This is a genomic window from Weizmannia sp. CD-2023, from assembly GCF_036225245.1.
Classification (GTDB): domain Bacteria; phylum Bacillota; class Bacilli; order Bacillales; family Bacillaceae_C; genus Weizmannia; species Weizmannia faecalis.
The window spans coordinates 1-16,893 of sequence record NZ_JARTJQ010000085.1; the positions used below are offsets into that span (position 1 = coordinate 1).

The 16,893-nt window shown below is 48.5% G+C and carries 18 protein-coding genes; 6 read left to right on the forward strand and 12 right to left on the reverse strand.

Annotated elements, in window-relative coordinates:
• Positions 1–96: 96 nt before the first annotated feature.
• The 8 genes from opp4A to P9687_RS13185 form a co-directional block, all read right to left on the reverse strand.
• Positions 97–1,884: an oligopeptide ABC transporter substrate-binding protein gene (gene opp4A, locus P9687_RS13150; protein ID WP_035189788.1), complete on the reverse strand. Its 1,788-nt coding sequence runs from the start codon at positions 1,882–1,884 to the stop codon at positions 97–99.
• Positions 1,885–1,902: 18 nt separating this feature from the next.
• Complete coding sequence (locus tag P9687_RS13155; RefSeq protein WP_017551883.1) at positions 1,903–2,811, reverse strand: ABC transporter permease; 909 nt, start codon at positions 2,809–2,811, stop codon at positions 1,903–1,905.
• Between the two features lie 14 nt (positions 2,812–2,825).
• Positions 2,826–3,794: an oligopeptide ABC transporter permease gene (gene opp4B / locus P9687_RS13160; protein WP_328228727.1), complete on the reverse strand. Its 969-nt coding sequence runs from the start codon at positions 3,792–3,794 to the stop codon at positions 2,826–2,828.
• A gap of 15 nt (positions 3,795–3,809) precedes the next feature.
• A complete protein-coding gene (locus tag P9687_RS13165) occupies positions 3,810–4,736 on the reverse strand; it encodes an ABC transporter ATP-binding protein (protein WP_013858777.1) in 927 nt (308 codons plus the stop codon).
• Positions 4,723–5,754 (reverse strand): ABC transporter ATP-binding protein, encoded by a 1,032-nt coding sequence (locus P9687_RS13170; RefSeq protein WP_035189791.1) that lies wholly within the window; start codon positions 5,752–5,754, stop codon positions 4,723–4,725. The genes P9687_RS13165 and P9687_RS13170 overlap by 14 nt, the downstream gene beginning before the upstream one ends.
• A 151-nt stretch (positions 5,755–5,905) precedes the next feature.
• Positions 5,906–6,697, reverse strand: coding sequence for a DUF2268 domain-containing protein (locus tag P9687_RS13175; RefSeq protein WP_035189794.1), 792 nt, complete (start codon positions 6,695–6,697; stop codon positions 5,906–5,908).
• A gap of 348 nt (positions 6,698–7,045) precedes the next feature.
• Positions 7,046–8,287, reverse strand: a complete 1,242-nt coding sequence (fabF, locus tag P9687_RS13180; RefSeq protein WP_026683758.1) for a beta-ketoacyl-ACP synthase II — start codon at positions 8,285–8,287, stop codon at positions 7,046–7,048.
• Positions 8,288–8,356: 69 nt separating this feature from the next.
• Complete coding sequence (locus P9687_RS13185; RefSeq protein WP_026683757.1) at positions 8,357–9,295, reverse strand: beta-ketoacyl-ACP synthase III; 939 nt, start codon at positions 9,293–9,295, stop codon at positions 8,357–8,359.
• A gap of 313 nt (positions 9,296–9,608) precedes the next feature.
• On the opposite strand from P9687_RS13185, the gene P9687_RS13190 reads away from it, so the two are divergent.
• A complete protein-coding gene (locus P9687_RS13190) occupies positions 9,609–9,875 on the forward strand; it encodes a hypothetical protein (RefSeq protein WP_014095745.1) in 267 nt (88 codons plus the stop codon).
• 6 nt (positions 9,876–9,881) lie between these two features.
• Here P9687_RS13190 and P9687_RS13195 read toward each other — a convergent pair whose 3' ends face one another.
• Positions 9,882–10,640 (reverse strand): NADP-binding protein, encoded by a 759-nt coding sequence (locus P9687_RS13195; protein ID WP_035189798.1) that lies wholly within the window; start codon positions 10,638–10,640, stop codon positions 9,882–9,884.
• A 218-nt stretch (positions 10,641–10,858) separates the two neighbouring features.
• On the opposite strand from P9687_RS13195, the gene P9687_RS13200 reads away from it, so the two are divergent.
• Entirely contained in the window at positions 10,859–11,041 is a 183-nt protein-coding gene (locus P9687_RS13200; protein ID WP_017550190.1) for a YjzD family protein, read from the forward strand.
• Between the two features lie 62 nt (positions 11,042–11,103).
• Here the strand turns inward: P9687_RS13200 and clpB are convergent, their stop codons facing one another.
• The 3 genes from clpB to P9687_RS13215 form a co-directional block, all read right to left on the reverse strand.
• A complete protein-coding gene (gene clpB / locus P9687_RS13205; protein ID WP_035182059.1) occupies positions 11,104–13,689 on the reverse strand; it encodes an ATP-dependent chaperone ClpB in 2,586 nt (861 codons plus the stop codon).
• 114 nt (positions 13,690–13,803) lie between these two features.
• Positions 13,804–13,983 carry a YjzC family protein gene (locus tag P9687_RS13210; RefSeq protein WP_017550192.1) on the reverse strand — a complete coding sequence of 60 codons (180 nt, stop codon included), beginning with the start codon at positions 13,981–13,983 and terminating at the stop codon, positions 13,804–13,806.
• A 111-nt stretch (positions 13,984–14,094) separates the two neighbouring features.
• Positions 14,095–14,403: a metal-sulfur cluster assembly factor gene (locus tag P9687_RS13215; protein WP_014095750.1), complete on the reverse strand. Its 309-nt coding sequence runs from the start codon at positions 14,401–14,403 to the stop codon at positions 14,095–14,097.
• A 164-nt stretch (positions 14,404–14,567) separates the two neighbouring features.
• On the opposite strand from P9687_RS13215, the gene P9687_RS13220 reads away from it, so the two are divergent.
• From P9687_RS13220 to P9687_RS13235, 4 genes are all read left to right on the forward strand, one after another.
• A complete protein-coding gene (locus P9687_RS13220) occupies positions 14,568–15,389 on the forward strand; it encodes a Cof-type HAD-IIB family hydrolase (RefSeq protein ID WP_035189799.1) in 822 nt (273 codons plus the stop codon).
• Positions 15,390–15,475: 86 nt separating this feature from the next.
• Positions 15,476–15,622 (forward strand): hypothetical protein, encoded by a 147-nt coding sequence (locus P9687_RS13225; RefSeq protein ID WP_019721806.1) that lies wholly within the window; start codon positions 15,476–15,478, stop codon positions 15,620–15,622.
• Positions 15,622–15,819, forward strand: coding sequence for a DUF3813 domain-containing protein (locus tag P9687_RS13230; RefSeq protein ID WP_013858766.1), 198 nt, complete (start codon positions 15,622–15,624; stop codon positions 15,817–15,819). Before P9687_RS13225 ends, P9687_RS13230 begins: the two co-directional genes overlap by 1 nt.
• Positions 15,820–15,913: 94 nt before the next feature.
• Positions 15,914–16,771 (forward strand): DegV family protein, encoded by an 858-nt coding sequence (locus tag P9687_RS13235; protein WP_035189801.1) that lies wholly within the window; start codon positions 15,914–15,916, stop codon positions 16,769–16,771.
• Positions 16,772–16,893: the final 122 nt, after the last annotated feature.

The window sequence follows — 16,893 nt, forward strand, 5'->3', positions numbered from 1 at the left end:
TACGTGCGGAATATGCGTTCAAAAGACGCCCCGCCTTCTCCAATCCCGCCAAGCCGGAAACGAAAAAGGCCCTGCCTTTGGCAGGGCCTTCATTGATTATTCCTGGGTGTCCGCTTTTTCGGATGTAAGGCTTACCTTGCTCCAATCCGTACCTGTCTCATCCGGGTATACGGACAAGTTTTTCACGCGGTTGTTCACTGCATACAATTGATAGCGGTAAACGGTCGGGATGACTGCCGCTTCCTCATTCATATACTCCTGCCATTCATTGTAAACCTTTTTGCGGTATGCTGTGTCAAAAGCTTTCGGAGAATGTCCTTTTTCCAGCAGTTCATCATTTTTCTTGCTGACAAAGTGGGTATAGTTAAACATTACGTTCCGCCCGTACAAGCCATACGGATCCACATCGGTACCCGTTCCCCAAGCAGCCGAAAAGATATCCACTTTCGGGTCATCTTTTTGCACCATGTCATAGAAAGAGTTGAACTCGGCAAGGCGGCCGTTTACAAGCTTCACATTTAAGCCGACATCTTTCCAGCATTGCATATAGAATTTTGCCAGCGGCTCGGCTGTATCCCCACCACTCATGGAAAGGAAATTGATAACAAATTTTTTGCCGTTTGGATCTTCGCGGTACCCGTCTTTATCCACATCTTTATAACCGGCTTCATCAAGCAGTTTCTTTGCTTTTTTTGGATCATATTTGTACCCTTTCGCAGACTTGTCATGCCATTCCGGGAAAGATGGCGGAATTAAAGTGGTCGCCGGAAAACGCAACCCGTGGTAGATTTTCTCGCCGACAGACTTGTTATCGAGCGCATACGCCATCGCCTGGCGCAGTTTTTTATTTTGGAATTTCGGGTTATCCATGACGTTTTCCTGTTTCTTTGCATCCCAGTGGCCAAGCTTAAATCCGATATAGCTGTAAGCCAGATCGATCGTGCCGAGCAGCTGGAAGTTTTTCGCGCCTTTAGCGGATTCGTATTGGTCTACCGGGAAGGCAGCATAGTCAATCTCGCCTTTTTTCAAAGCTTGCAATACCACTTTCGGATTGACCACTTTGATGACTACACCTTTTAGTTTCGGTTTTCCTGCCCAGTAATGGTCATTCCTGACAAGTTCAACAGACTCGCCTGGAACCACTTTTTTAACTTTAAACGGGCCGAAGCCTAAAGGATGTAAACGGATTTTGTCCGACTGCGCCATTTTTGCGATCGGCACATCTTTTAAGTAATGTTTCGGAAGCGGTGTCGTCCAGACGCCCGTTTTTTCGGAAGGGTTGGCGCTCTTCCAGGTAATGGAAATTGTTTTATCATCGATCACTTTAACACCGGAAATGTTCTTGGCTTTTCCTTTATGGTATTCATCCATGCCGACGATGTTTTGAAACAGAGCATCGCCATAGCGCACGCCGGTATAGTCTTTATTGCCGATGACCAGGTATGCAAATTCGAGATCTTCCGCGGTTACCGGCTTTCCATCAGACCAGTTGACATTGTCTTTGATTTTAATCGTCATTGTCTTGTTATCATTGGACAATTTGTACGTGGCGGCGCCGCCATTCGTAATTTCATAGTTTCTGTCTGTTTTTAACAGCGAATCATCAAAAAATTTAATGACTTCAAAATCCGGCTGCCCTTCGTAGAAAGCAAGGTTGAATGTTCCTTCAATCGGCGTATCGGAAACGATGCCGTAATTCAGAACCCCGCCGTCAATGGCTTTTTTATTGTTTTTGACGGTAGTCGGAAACTTGCTTGCTAAATCTTCCGTCTTCACTGCCTTGTCTTCTTTGCTTCCGCTGCTCGGTGAATTGTTGCAGGCTGACAGCACCAATACGAGCATCACCAGCAAACTGAATACGCTTGACCATTTTCTTTTCCTCATTGCTAAGCCCCCTCTTTTTTATCCTTGTCTTTGTCTTGCATCGGCTGCGCGTTTTAACGCCTGGCCGATAAAATTTATACACAGCATCATCACCAGAATCAGGAGCGATGCAGGTAACCAAATCCACCATTTATGCTGGAGCACATCCGGGTTTGTGGCGTAACTAACCAAAGTCCCAAGGCTCGGTGTGCTTTCTGGCAACCCGAAGCCGAGATAGGTCAGGCTCGATTCAATGCCAATATTGCTTGCCAAGTTAATCGTCAAGTTCACGATAATAATCGAGCTCAAATTCGGCAGAACCTGGAAAAGGATAATTTTCCAGTCAGGCGTGCCGAGCGTCTTGGAAGCACTGACATAGTCAAGTTCCCTTTCCGCCAGTGTCTTGGAGCGAATCAACCTCGCTTTTCCGACCCAAAGGAATGCACTCATAATGAGAATAAAAGAAAACACATTATATTTCGGTACGATTGTCACGAGGACAATGATGAGCATGAGAAACGGTAGGACAAGAATAAAGTCAATGATTCTCATGATGATATTGTCAATGATCCCGCCGAAGTAACCGGCAATTAATCCGACCGCAAGCCCGATCGCACCGGTAATCAATGTGATCGCAAGCCCGATTGTAAACGAATTTTTTGCACCGATAATCAGTTGTCCGAATATATCCCGGCCGCCGTAATCGGTGCCGAGCCAGTGTTCAGCTGAGGGCGGAGCGTAAATGGATAAAAGGTCAACCTTTACAATCTCATTTTCGTTTAAAATCAATGACATGCCGTAAACTGTAACTAGAATCAGCCCCAGCACGATCATGGAGATAACGGCCATTTTATCTTTGATCAGTTCCCGCCAGATAATCGAAAATCCGGACGGGCTTTTTTCTGTTTCGGCAGTTGCGGGCTGTTGTGTTGAAATGACTGCTTTCATCCTCTCACCCCCCGTTACTCAATCCGGATACGCGGATCCACAGCGCTTAAAATAATATCTGATAATAATGTGCCGAACAAAGTCGCCACGCCGGAAATCATCACGAGCGCCGTGACCACGCTGTAATCGCGCTGCATAATGGATTGCAAAAACAGCTGCCCGATCCCCGGATAACCGAATATCGATTCCAAAATGACGGACCCGCCGATTAATCCGGTAATCTCATAACCGAAAAAAGTGGCGATCGGTAAAAGCGAGTTTCTCAAAATATGGCGCGTATACACTTTGGACTCAGGCACGCCTTTTGCCCGCGCTGTTTTTACAAAATCTTTGATTTTTGTATCGATGATTTCATTCCGCAAATACTGGATCGTGCCCACCGTTGCGAGCAGGGATCCGGATAAGGCCGGCAAAATCAGATGGTAAGCCTTGCTCATGTAATATTCAAACGTGCCGTCACGGGCCTGGATATTGACGCTGCCGCTTGTCGGAAACCATGACAGGACAAAACCGAACACAAACAGCATAATCAATGCAAAGATAAACAACGGGGTTGCATAACTGAGATAGTTATAACCGGTTATCAGCTTATCCGCCCATGAATCCGTCCATCTCCCGGCCACGATCCCAAGCGGAATGGCGATCAAATACGTCAGGATCAGAATCACCGCCGACAGCAAAATCGTGTTCCATAACCGTCCGACAAGCAGTTCTGTTACAGGCTGCTGGTGGATGTAAGAGATGCCGAGATCGCCTTTGAAGAGACTTTTCACCCAGCGGGCGTACTGCACATAAGCCGGATCATTCAGCCCCAACTTGTCTTTCATTTCATGGAGCGTCTGGACATCCATTTTCGGATTGCTCGCCAGCCGGCCGGTCAGCGCATCGCCGGGCATGGCCTTTGCAAGCATGAAAATTAAAATACTCAAAATAATTAATTGAGGGATCATGATGAGAATTCTGCGCAATATAAATTTAATCATAACTGTGCCCCCTCTTTACGGCAGTGCAACGGAATGGGTCGGCGAAACCGGCTTGAGATGGTACGGCTTCCCTTCCTCGTCAAAATAATCCCTGAAAGCCTGCCGGAATTCATTGTTGATTTTTTCCCGATACTGTTTTTGTGCTGTTCTTTTTTCCGGATCTCCGTTTGGAATCGCGGACAGCAGCCGTTTTGTGTAGATATGTTGCGGATTCTCGTAAATTTCATCGCTCGTCCCTTCTTCCACAAAACGCCCCCGGTACATGATGCCGATCCGGTCGCACATATGACGGATAATGCCAAGGTCATGGCTGATAAACAGGTAGGTGAGCCCGAATTCTTTTTGGATGTCTTTCATAAAATTGAGCACCTGGGCCTGGACAGAAACATCAAGGGCGGAGACCGGCTCATCCGCAATAATCAGTTTCGGGTTCAATGTCAGCGCCCGGGCAATTCCGATCCGCTGGCGCTGCCCGCCTGAAAATTCATGCGGGTATTTAAACATGGAGTCCGGGCTCAGGCCGACTTTTTCCATGACTTCGCGGACTTTTTCCCGCTCTTGTTCGCGGGGCAGTTTCTCAAAATTGCGAATCGGTTCGGCAATAATATCCGCCACGCGCTTTTTCGGATTCAGGGAAGAATACGGATCCTGGAAGATCATTTGGATATCTTTCCGGTAATGTTGAAATTCCTTGCGGCTGAGCCGCGCCAAATCGGTGCCTTCAAACACAATTTTGCCCTCAGTTGCCCTGTTAAGCCCGACGATCGTCCTGCCCGTTGTCGTTTTGCCGCAGCCCGATTCCCCGACAAGCCCGTACGTTTCTCCAGGCTGCAGTTCGAAACTGATATCATGGACCGCTTTTACATGGTCGACCACCCGGCGGAAAAACCCGCCCCGTACCGGATAATAGACTTTCAGATTTTCAACCTTAAGAAGTGGCATGATACATATCCCCTGTCTCCGTGTTCTTTTCGTCCGGGAAATAAAAATGTTTATAACAGGTACAGCGCACCCAGTGGCCGTTTTCCACTTCGCGGAGAACCGGAATTTCTTCATGCGCCGCGTCGCTGATCCAGCCAATCCTTGACTTAAAGCGGCATCCCGAGCGCGGCAGGTTCTTCAGTGAAGGAACGATGCCCTGGATGACATGCAGCCTTTCTTTCGATTCCGTTGCGGACGGGATTGAATTCAGCAAAGAACGGGTATAAGGATGTAACGGATTTTTGAAGAGTGTTGTAACATCCGCAATTTCGACAATTTCGCCTGCATACATGACAGCCACTCTGTCGGCCATTTCAGCAACGACGCCAAGATCGTGGGTAATTAAAATAATGCCCGTCTTCATCTGGCGCTGCAAATCTTTCAGCAAATCCATAATTTGTGCCTGGATCGTGACATCGAGCGCTGTTGTCGGTTCATCCGCAATAACAAGCGACGGCTGGCAGGCAATGGCAATGGCAATCACCACCCGCTGCCTCATACCGCCGGAAAGCTCATGCGGGTATTGCTTATACGTCCTTTCGGGATAAGGGATCCCGACCCGGTTTAACAATTCAAGCGTCCGCTTTTTCTTTTCGGAACCGGATAGCCTGGTATGGTAATCCATGCTTTCCTCTATTTGCCGCCCGACCGTCATCAGCGGATTCAGCGCGGTCAATGGATCCTGGAAAATAATGCCCATTTCCGCCCCGCGGATTTCATTCAGTTTTCCTGCCCCGAGCGGCACGAGATCCTGCCCGTTAAAGAGAATGCGTCCTTCAATTTTTGTCTTTTCTTCCGGATGCAGCCCCATTACGGCCAGGGCAAGGGCGCTTTTTCCGCAGCCGGATTCCCCGACAATCGCCACCACTTCATTTTCTTTGACGGTTAAGGAGACGTGGTCGACTGCCGGATAGTATGTATCCTGGATTTGGAAAGAAACAGTCAAATCCTCAATTTGCAAAAGCAGCGGTTTTTCCAATATGCAAACCTCCCTTCTTAAAAGTAGAAAACATCGAAAATAGATTAAAATCTTATTAATCTATTGTTTAGATAATATTACAAAACTAAAAGAAACGCAATGGCTTTTTCAATTAAAATTATATTTGTATTTTTTTTGGCACTTTATGGATTCAGGATTCCGCCGGGTTGGTAAACATTCCTTCTGCAAATATTTCGGAACGGCGGCCGAGATTTGCTATTGTAGAAAAAGAATGGGCCGTTTTATACTTCTCTATCAAATGGTATCCGAGCGCATATCCCATCATCGGCGGGACGTATTTTCTGCCGAAAAGAAGGTCATCATGAATTTTTTCTTCTTTTCCGGCTGCAAGATTTTTTTTGAAAAACTGTTGCCACGCATGTTTTTTCTGTTTTTCGGAATAGCGTTTTGATGTTTCCGATACATATTCTTCTCCGACATACTCGAGCACGGCATGTTCAGCAAGCCCTTCAAACACGAGGGAATCGAGCAAAGTATAATCACGCAGCGGTTTTTTCAACCTGCTCATTCTTGCCGCATGATGGTATTCATGGACAAACAGCGCTTCCCATTCTTTCCGGTCCCGAACCGGTGCAAGAAATAAAAAAACGGCACCCGGCAGTGTTACGCCCGATTTTCCGCGGCTGCGGCCAAAGTTGAAACCGTTTCCATTCCTGGCTGGAAAAATGTAAATGTCCGGATCTGGCCCGTTCCAAAGCTTTTTGTATTTTGCATGATACTCCCCGATTTTCTCCCAGGCATCCGCTTTTTTCAACGCAGTAAAAATCTGTTCTGCCTGCCTTGAAGGGCGGTACATGCCGAAACGCTGCAAGTAGCGATAAAAATCTTCCGGATCTTCCCTTCCCTGTTTGATTGTTTCTAAAAACAGCTCCGGTTTTGAGAAAGCTTCTTCCATCCACACATCCGTCCGAATGATCCCCATCGCCGGTTCCCCCTCCCGTTTGCTTTATTTTATTGCGGAAGACCGGATTTTAGAAAATAAATTTTTCAAAAGCCAGAGCAGACTGCCGCACATCCCGGAATGCGTTTTTTCCCCTGTAAATTCATCTTTCCGCCCGCAAAAATCACACTTTTGAAACCGCCAGCACGGGAGTCTGTCCGCACCCTTTGATCCCCATGCCAAAACGTTATCGGAACCGCATGTGATGTTCCATCCCCTTTTCGCGACTCGGCTTTTCTAGCACGTGATCCTTGAAAAACGTTTCGCAATATTTGGTTTCGTTTCCATGCAAAAAGGGTATCCCATTTTAACCGGGATACCCCTTTTGGATCAGGCTTCGTATTTTTTAAAAGCAAGGGTTGCGTTGTGTCCGCCGAAACCGAGCGAATTGCTGATCGCTGCGTTCAGCTCCTGTTTGCGCGCTTTATCCGGAACATAGTCCAAATCGCATTCCGGATCAGGCGTTTGAATATTGATGGTTGGCGGAACAATGCCTTCTTTGATCGCAAGCACAGTAAAAATGGCTTCCACGCTGCCTGCTGCCCCGAGCAGATGGCCTGTCATCGATTTTGTCGAGCTGACGGCCAGTTTGTAAGCATGGTCGCCGAAAACCTCTTTAATCGCCATTGTCTCGTATTTATCATTATACGGCGTGCTTGTCCCATGGGCATTAATATAGCCGATTTCATCCGGGGCAAGGCCAGCATCATCAAGCGCCATTTGCATCGAGCGCGCGCCGCCTTCCCCGCCAGGCGCAGGCGCAGTAATATGGTAGGCATCCCCGGTTGACCCGTAGCCAACCACTTCCGCATAAATTTTGGCTCCGCGTTTTAAAGCATGTTCTAAGTCTTCAAGCACCAAAATGCCGGCGCCTTCGCCGATGACAAACCCGTCCCGGTTTAAATCAAACGGGCGGCTTGCCGTTTCCGGATCCGGATTGGTGGACAGCGCTGTATTGGCACAAAATCCCGCGAACGACATTCTTGTAATCGGCGCTTCCGTCCCGCCTGCAATCATAGCATCGCAATCGCCGCGCTGGATCGCTTTAAAGGCGTCCCCGATTGAGTTTGTTCCCGTTGCACACGCCGTGACGGTGCAGGAGTTAATCCCTTTTGCGCCAAGAATGATCGAAACCTGGCCTGCTGCCATATCCGGAATCATCATCGGTACAAAGAAAGGGCTCACACGCCGGTATCCGCGCTTTTGGAATACTTCAAACTGGTTTTCGAATGTTTCCATGCCGCCGATTCCGGAACCGATCCAGACGCCGACACGAGTTGCGTTTTGTTCGTTGATCGTAAGTCCGGCATCTTTTACCGCCATCAGTGCAGATGCAACCGCATAATGGGTAAAACGGTCCATTTTGCGGGCTTCTCTTCGTTCAATAAATTCTTCGATGTTAAAGTCTCTCACTTCAGCTGCCACTTTTGCCGGAAACTGATCCGCATCCAGCCTTGTCAGCGGGCCGATGCCGGATTTCCCGTCCAGCACAGTTTCCCAGGCTGTCCGCGCGTCATTTCCGACCGGCGTGACAGCCCCGATTCCCGTAACAACCACTCTTCTTTTTTCCATTATGCCATCTCCTTTTCCTGGTATAAGAAGACCGTGTTTCTTACAATCTGTATGCTGCATTTAAGCGTGTTATCTTCCCCATCTGATCAGTACGGCTCCCCAGGTCAGTCCGCCGCCGAAGCCGACCATCAGGATGAGGTCATCCTCTTTGATCTTTCCTTCTTCCAGTTCATCCACCAATGAAATCGGTATGGATGCCGCCGAAGTATTCCCGTATTTGTGGATTGTTTTCGACATTTTTTCCACCGGCAGGCCGAGCCTTTCCCGCGCAGATTCCATGATTCGGATATTGGCCTGGTGCGGAATTAAGAAATCGATGTCTTCCTTCCTGACGCCGGCCTTTTCGATCACGCGCACGCTCGATTCGCCCATTTGGCGGACGGCAAATTTAAACACTTCACGACCGTTCATGACAAGATGGCCACTTTTATCTTCATACAAATATTTTCCGCCTGAACCGTCCGAACCGAGTTCAAAAGCAAGGATGCCCCTGCCTTCCGATACCGGGCCGACAACCGCTGCGCCCGCCCCGTCGCCGAACAGCACCGCCGTACTGCGGTCTTCCCAGTTCGTGATCTTGGATAATTTCTCAACACCTACAATTAAAACATATTTATACGTTTTCGTCTCAATAAATTGCTTGGCCGTCGCAAGCCCGTACATAAAACCGGAACAGGCCGCACTGATATCCATCGCGGCAGCTTTTTTTGCGCCGAGGCGGTCCTGCAAAATATTGGAGACCGTCGGAAACGGCTGATCCGGCGTCACGGTCGCAACAAGGATTAAGTCGAGCTCTTCCGCGGAAATGCCTGCATGTTTCACCGCTTTTACAGCCGCTTCATATGCCATATCGGAAGTCTCCATATCATCCGCTGCAATCCGCCGTTCTTCAATCCCGGTTCTCGTCCGGATCCATTCATCCGACGTGTCCATCATTTTTTCAAAGTCTGCATTTGTTAAAACCTTTTCAGGATTATATTTTCCGACACCGATAATGCCAGCATTCATTTTGCATTCCTTCTTTCACTAAAATAATCAAAGCGGCATAATTCCTTATCGCACAATATTATGACCTGCTCCTAATTATAACAAAGCCCTGTTTGCTTGTCACGAATAGAAGAAAATACGGGCCATCCCACAATGGCGGGATAAAAAAACGTGCTGCCAATAGGGCGGGGCCGCGCGGATCGCATGGTGCTTGTTTTCCTCCGCTATAAGATCCGGGCCATTGATGCAAGCCGATTCAGTTTTTCTGTCATATGCTGATCATAGATCCGGACCGCCCTCATCCTGGCAAAAAAGAAGGAAAGGAAGTGAAAAAATGGAAGAACATGAAAAAATCCACCCTTTCGACCGGATGTTTTTCCCGCAAAAGCGGCAAGAGCCGCCCGGGACCGGACAGGAAGAAGCAGATGAAGAAATAAACGGCGGCTTGTTTGACCTTTCTTTTTTCCGGAATGTGGATATGGAAGCGTTGCTGGATCAAGCTGACAAAGTCGTTGGCATTTTCGAGGAGTTTAAGCCGTTGTTCCGGAAAATCACGCCGGTTTTTGAAAAGTGGCTTTCCCATTTTGAAAAGGAAGATTAGCGTTCTTTAGCTGTTCTTCCGTTGACAGGCGATTTGCTGTTGAATCGCGGCCTGCCAGGAAACGGACGGCCGGACGATCATCGGTTCCAGTTCACCTTTTGCCTCAAGCCTGCACGAAGGAAGCGTGGGGCTGCCTGTATCCTGCGTTAAAAACCGGGCGACAGGCTCCCATCCGTTTCCGTCAGGGCTTTTTAAATAAAAGGCTTTCCCCGTTTCCCCTTTTTCAAGCTCGGAGACAATGGCCACTGCGGCATCTGCTGCAAAAAGGGCATCGCTGTCGTCATATTTCAAGTCCGGTTCCGTATTCCCGTTAATCATTTGGGAAAAAGCAAGGCTCCCGGGCTGACCGGGGCCGAACAGTGCCGGAACAAAAAAGGTAATGCGTGCGCAATCGCCAAGCACGCCGGGAACCCATTCTGCCTGTTCCGCAACCGCCAGATGGTTTGGAAGAATGAGTGCCACACGTTCGATTTGCGCTTTAAACGGTTCTAAAAAGCGGCATGCATCTTGTAAATCTTCACGGGCATCCCGGACATAATAATCGTATACCGGAATGCAGCATGTGCATTTTTCCGGCGACAACCGGCTCAGAGGCTGGTAATCCAAATTGGCATTTCTTCCGATTTCCATCCATCTTTCTTCCAACAAAAACCCGGGATCCGTTTCTTGATCAGCCGCTATAACCGGATACCCCGCATCAAGCAGTGCCTTGCACAGCTCAAATCCGAAGAACGCCCCGGCACCAATGACAAGTGCTTGATTCATGGCCGGCCCTCCATTCATCTTTATTCAAGCATATGCTTTTCCCGCCGTAAAGATACTTCCGGACGATCCAAAACGGACAAAAGGCCGCTGTGCCCATTTTTCGTTCCAGCCTTCGGGAAAAATTTCATCCGCGGCAACCGGGTTCCCCTTTTCCAATGGCTGCGGCTGTGATAAGATAAAGGGTGATTTAAAAAGTGTTTTTCAATCGGGGTGAAAGTATGAAATACATCGTAACGATTTTTTGGGTGTTTTTACTGAGCCAAATGCTCGGCTACGTTGGCAGTGCCATGTCAAACTCGCATTACAGCATGAAAACGATGGCCATTATGTCGCTTGTCATTTCCGCTGCTGCATTTATTGTCAATGCAGCATTGCCGAAAAACACAAGTCCCGAACATTAAATCAAAACACCCCTCACCGGAAATCGGGAGGCGCTGATTCAAAGTGCCTCCCGGTTTTTTCATCATGATTCGGTTGTCACTTGAAGCGCGCCGTCTTTCACATCAAGCGTGACGGTTTGATGCGGCTTCACCTTTCCCGCAATGATTTCTTTTGCAAGCCTCGTTTCAATTTGATGCTGGATAAACCTTTTCAACGGCCGTGCCCCGTACACCGGATCATAGGCCGATTCCGCAATCCATTTTTTCGCCTCATCGGACAGCTGAAGCCCGACCGATTGTTCAGCGAGGCGTGCAGCCAATTCGTGCATCATTTTATCCACGATGCCCATCATATTTTCCAGCGTGAGCGGCTTGAATAAGATGATATCGTCAATCCGGTTTAAAAATTCGGGCCGGAACGACGCGTGCAACTGTGCCATCACCGCATTTTTCGTCTCTTCGCTGATGTCATCGCCTTTGATATCGAGCAAATAGGACGACCCGATATTTGACGTCATGATCACGATCGCATTTTTAAAATCAACCGTCCGTCCCTGTGAATCAGTGATACGGCCGTCATCGAGCACCTGGAGCAAGATATTGAACACTTCCGGGTGGGCTTTTTCAATTTCATCCAGCAAAATGACGGAATACGGTTTCCGCCGCACCGCTTCAGTGAGCTGGCCGCCTTCTTCATAGCCGACATATCCCGGTGGCGCCCCGATCAGCCGCGAGACCGCAAATTTTTCCATATATTCACTCATGTCGATTCGGATCATATGATTTTCATCGTCAAATAAATGCTGTGCCAGTGCTTTGGCAAGTTCTGTCTTCCCAACGCCGGTAGGGCCGAGAAAAATAAAGGATCCGATCGGGCGGTTCGGGTCTTTCATGCCGGCTCTGGCTCTTAGAACCGCGTCGCTGACAAGGCGGACAGCTTCATCCTGGCCGATGACGCGTTCATGTAAAATGCTTTCCAGCTTTAGCAGTTTTTCGCGTTCGCTTTGCACAAGTTTTGCCACAGGGATCCCTGTCCAGCGCGCGACAATCGCTGCAATTTCTTCTTCTGTGACTTCTTCGCGCAAAATCCGCCCGCTGCCTTCTTTTTCCGCCATTTGCTGTTCGAGCTGTTTTAATTCTTTTTCAACGGCCGGAATCCTGCCATGCCGAAGTTCAGCCGCTTTGTTCAAATCATACCGGTTTTCCGCTTCTTCAAGATCGCGCCGGTATTTTTCAAGCAATTCCCGTTTTTCCTGTACTTTTTGCAATTCCGCTTTTTCAGCCTGCCATTTGGCGCGCATCCGGTTCGCTTCTTCTTTCAAATTGGCAAGCTCTTTTTGCAAAATGCCAAGGCGGGCTTTGCTTGCTTCATCCGTTTCTTTTTGCAAAGCGGCTTCTTCAATTTCCAGCTGCATGACACGCCTTGTCACTTCATCGAGTTCCGTCGGCATAGAATCCATTTCAACACGGATGTTTGCGCAGGCTTCATCGACAAGATCGATCGCCTTATCCGGCAAAAAACGGTCGGTAATATAACGGTTTGATAATGTTGCTGCAGCGACAAGCGCTTTGTCATGGATGCGGACGCCGTGGTGGATTTCAAAACGTTCCCTTAACCCTCTTAAAATCGAAATCGTATCCTCCACATCCGGCTCCTGGACGAGCACTTGCTGGAAACGGCGTTCGAGGGCCGCATCTTTTTCAATATACTGCCGATATTCGTTCAGGGTCGTCGCGCCGATGCAGTGCAGTTCACCACGGGCAAGCATTGGCTTCAGCATATTGCCGGCATCCATTGCCCCTTCTGTTTTGCCGGCGCCGACAATCGTGTGCAGTTCATCGATAAACAGCAAAATCTGCCCGTTGCTTTTTTTAATTTCCTGCAATACCGCCTTCAGCCGTTCTTCAAATTCCCCCCTGAACTTGGCGCCTGCAACAAGCGCCCCGAGGTCGAGTGAAAAAATCGTTTTGTCTTTTAAGCCTTCCGGGACATCTTTCCTGACGATCCGCTGGGCAAGCCCCTCGACAATGGCCGTTTTCCCAACGCCGGGTTCGCCGATCAGAACAGGGTTGTTTTTCGTTTTCCGTGATAAAATCCGGATGACGTTCCGGATTTCCGCATCCCGGCCGATAACAGGGTCGATTTTTCCGGCTTTAACGGCTTCAACAAGGTCAGTGCCGTATTTTTTTAAAACATTGTAGGTTGCTTCCGGGTTTTGCGAGGCCACTTTTTGATTCCCCCTTATGTTTTTGATCACCTGAAGCAGTTGCTGTTTCGTGATCCTGCTTTTCAAATACCGGGACAGGTCATCGTGTTCGACATCCATGACAGCAAGGGCCAGATGTTCAACCGAAATGTACTCGTCCTGGAGCGCGCGCATTTCTTCTTCCGCGAGTCTGAACAGCTCGATCAGCGCCGCAGACAAATACGGCGCGCTTTGCCCGGTCACTTCCGGCTTTTTCGCGAGAATCCCATCTGCTATTTTTCCAATTTCTTCCTTGCTTAAGCCAAGGCCGTTATATATCTCAGGAAGCAGGCTGTCCGGCTTTTCCATTAACGTTTTCCATAAATGGGCAATATCGAGTTCCGGGTGATGTTTTTGAGCGGCCAGCTGCTGGGCTTCCGCCAACCCTTCCTGTACCGTAAAAGTCATGCGGTTGATATCCATCCATTCCACCTCCGAATGGCGCGTACCGTTTAACGCGGCGCGGGCACCTGTCCTTATTTTACCGTTTTTCCTTTGACGGCAGCAAAAAAACGGGGATTTCTCCCCGTTTTGATTTTAAGGTTTGCGTTTGCGCCTCCAATGGCGGGCATCGTTCGTTGTTTCCGGAAAGCGGTCGCCTCTGTGGAGATGGGCGCTTTTCGGGTTTACGACCGGGTCGCCATTTTCGCCAACTTCTACATAAACCCCATTATTCGGTGCTTTGCTTCCGGGGTGAAACAGGTTGCTTTGCCCCAAAGTAACGCCCCCTTTTTTTATCGTCAGCATTAGTTTGGGCTGATCTTGTTAAAGCATGAGCGCTTATTTTTTCCAGCCAAAAAATACAACGGCGAAGAGGGGGCTGTTTAATCAGTTAATTCCGAGCGCAATTTTGGCATAACGCGACATGCGGTCTTTTGTCCACGGCGGGTTCCAGACGATATTGACATGGGTGTCCTTCACTTCAGGAATGTCCTGTACCGCCATTTGCACCTGGTCAACGAGAATTCCCGCGAGCGGGCAGCCCATTGCGGTCAGGGTCATGGTCACCGTCAGGCAGCCTTCCTCATCTAGGTCGAGATCATACACAAGCCCGAGGTTTACAATATCTATGCCAATTTCCGGGTCAATCACTTGTTCAAGCGCGCCCATAATGTTTTCTTTCAATGCTTCATCCATGGTTTTCAAACCTCCTCCGTAACTATCATAACAAAACGGTATGCAAGATAAAAATGCTTTACAGCAGGTTTTTAAGCTGGGAAAATGTTATATTATTTAGTATAATGGATCATCACGAAAATTGCATGTAAACTGAATCATTTCGAGAAAAAGGAGAAATTCAAATGCCTCAACCTTATTTAATTGCATTGGATCTTGACGGCACATTGTTAAATGATGAAAAGACCATCTCCCCGAAAACAAAATCCGTTCTGCAAAAAACAATCAAAGCCGGCCATAAGGTCATCATCTCTACCGGCCGCCCTTTCCGCTCCAGCCAGCCGTATTATGAAGAACTTGGACTCGATACGCCGATTGTCAATTTTAACGGCGCTTTTGTCCACCATCCGAAAAATACGGGCTTTGGCATCTATCATGAACCGATGCCGCTTCAAGTAGCAAAATCGATCGTTGAAACATGTGGCGATTTCCGGCTGTATAATATTGTAGCAGAAGTGAAAGATGAGGTGTACCTCCATTATCACGACGAAAAACTGCTCAATATTTTTCAAATTGGAAACCCGCATGTCACAACCGGAAATTTAATGCGCTTTTTAAGAGATGAACCAACGTCCATGCTGATCCATGCAGCAAAGGAAGACGTGCCGTCGATCCGCAGCTACTTAAGCGACGTCCATGCCGAAGTGATCGACCACAGGCGTTGGGGGGCTCCGTGGCATATCATCGAGATCATTAAAGCCGGGCTGAATAAAGCGGCCGGCGTGAAAAAAGTCGCCGACGCATACGGGATTCCGAAAGAAAGGATCATTGCCTTCGGGGATGAAGACAACGACCTGGAAATGATTGAATACGCGGGGACGGGGGTTGCGATGGGAAATGCCATTCCGGCCTTAAAAACAATCGCAAATGAAATCACCCTTTCCAATACGGAAGACGGCATTGGCATTTTTCTTGAAGAAGCGCTGAATTTGAAAGCCATCTCATGAAAAACGCATAATCAGCGCCGGGAATTCCAACACTATAAACGGGCGCGGCACCCCCGTGCACCCTTCCCGTAAAGGCGGTGTTTCGTTTGGGCAGAAGCAGCAAATCGAAACGTTTTGTCCATCAGGGAAAAGATGCAGTGAAGAAGTATAGCGAGCGTTTCCCGTATCACTCCACATTGGCCGAAGCAGAAGCGAACAGGAGCGAAGAAGGCATTCCGGGAGGCATTTTATAATGGCGAACCGACTGTTTCAAGAGGCCAGGCAATTTGTCGAACTGGCGAAAGAGACGGCTGCTTTCGGAACGGAACAAGAAAAGAATGAAATGGTTCAAAAAGCGAAAAATGCTTTATCCAGTGCATATGCCAACACGACACTTGCAGAAAAAGCACAGCTGCGCGATATGCAACAGGAACTTGGAAAATTGGAATAGCTGCCGAAACCCGGCAGCTATTTTCTTTTGGAAATTGTGCAAAACGAGGAAAATCGGTAAACTAAAGACAGAACTGATTGTGAGGGTGAAAACGATGGGCATTCAAATTTTTGCTGACAGTGCCAGCGACTTGCCGCTGTCTTTTTTCAAAGAAAACCATGTACACTTGATTCCGTTGACCGTTTATGTAGAGGACAAATCCTATGACGACCTAGTCGGCATTGACCCGAAAGAAGTGTTCCGTTTGATCCGTGCGGGGGTGGGTACAAAAACTTCGCAACCGTCACCGCAATATTTTGAAAAACTTTTTACCGATCTTGCCAAATCGGGGGACACCGGCATTTACCTGGCTTTTTCGTCCGAGCTGTCCGGAACGTACCAAACCGCGGCCATGATCGCCGAACAAGTGAAAGAAGCCTGTCCCGATCTTGATTTAACGGTACTCGATACGAAATGTGCTTCGATCGGTTACGGCCTCGTTGTAAAAGCAGCCGCCGATTTACGAAAAAACGGGGCAGGAAAAGAGGAAATCGTCCGTGATGCCGCATTCCGCAGCAAGCATATGGAGCATATTTTCACAGTCGCCGATCTTGATTTTCTTGCCAGAGGCGGCAGGCTATCGAAAACAAGCGCATTTTTCGGCGGCCTGCTGAATATTAAACCGATCCTCGATGTAGAAGACGGGAAGCTCATTCCGATTGAAAAAATCCGCGGGCGGAAAAAACTGCTGCACCGTATGCTCGATATCATGGAAAAACGCGGCACGGACCTTGAACACCAGCTGGTCGGCATCTGCCACGGCGATGATGAAGCGGCTGCGGAAGAAATGAAACAGCTGATTGAAGCGCGTTTCGGCACAAAACAATTTTTAATCAACACGATCGGCGCCGTGATCGGGTCGCACGCCGGGCCGGGCACATTATCCGTCTTTTTCCTGAATGAGCTGCCGTAACGCCTTCCAACTTTTTTCCGGGCATACCGGTTAATAGAAATTTTGGACGGGTATAGACTAATGGTGATGGCCAGCCAATCCAAATTCCGGATTGCCGTTCCGTGTGAACTACCCTCCACTTA

Coding starts and splice junctions, on each gene's coding strand:
- P9687_RS13195 (WP_035189798.1), bottom strand. CDS start 10,640: ATGAATCAAGCACTTGTCATTGGTGCCGGGGCGTTCTTCGGATTTGAG.
- P9687_RS13185 (WP_026683757.1), bottom strand. CDS start 9,295: ATGAATGCTGGCATTATCGGTGTCGGAAAATATAATCCTGAAAAGGTT.
- opp4B (WP_328228727.1), bottom strand. CDS start 3,794: ATGATTAAATTTATATTGCGCAGAATTCTCATCATGATCCCTCAATTA.
- P9687_RS13155 (WP_017551883.1), bottom strand. CDS start 2,811: ATGAAAGCAGTCATTTCAACACAACAGCCCGCAACTGCCGAAACAGAA.
- P9687_RS13215 (WP_014095750.1), bottom strand. CDS start 14,403: ATGGATGAAGCATTGAAAGAAAACATTATGGGCGCGCTTGAACAAGTG.
- fabF (WP_026683758.1), bottom strand. CDS start 8,287: ATGGAAAAAAGAAGAGTGGTTGTTACGGGAATCGGGGCTGTCACGCCG.
- P9687_RS13230 (WP_013858766.1), top strand. CDS start 15,622: ATGGCGAACCGACTGTTTCAAGAGGCCAGGCAATTTGTCGAACTGGCG.
- clpB (WP_035182059.1), bottom strand. CDS start 13,689: ATGGATATCAACCGCATGACTTTTACGGTACAGGAAGGGTTGGCGGAA.
- P9687_RS13235 (WP_035189801.1), top strand. CDS start 15,914: ATGGGCATTCAAATTTTTGCTGACAGTGCCAGCGACTTGCCGCTGTCT.
- P9687_RS13175 (WP_035189794.1), bottom strand. CDS start 6,697: ATGGGGATCATTCGGACGGATGTGTGGATGGAAGAAGCTTTCTCAAAA.
- opp4A (WP_035189788.1), bottom strand. CDS start 1,884: ATGAGGAAAAGAAAATGGTCAAGCGTATTCAGTTTGCTGGTGATGCTC.
- P9687_RS13165 (WP_013858777.1), bottom strand. CDS start 4,736: ATGCCACTTCTTAAGGTTGAAAATCTGAAAGTCTATTATCCGGTACGG.
- P9687_RS13190 (WP_014095745.1), top strand. CDS start 9,609: ATGGAAGAACATGAAAAAATCCACCCTTTCGACCGGATGTTTTTCCCG.
- P9687_RS13200 (WP_017550190.1), top strand. CDS start 10,859: ATGAAATACATCGTAACGATTTTTTGGGTGTTTTTACTGAGCCAAATG.
- P9687_RS13220 (WP_035189799.1), top strand. CDS start 14,568: ATGCCTCAACCTTATTTAATTGCATTGGATCTTGACGGCACATTGTTA.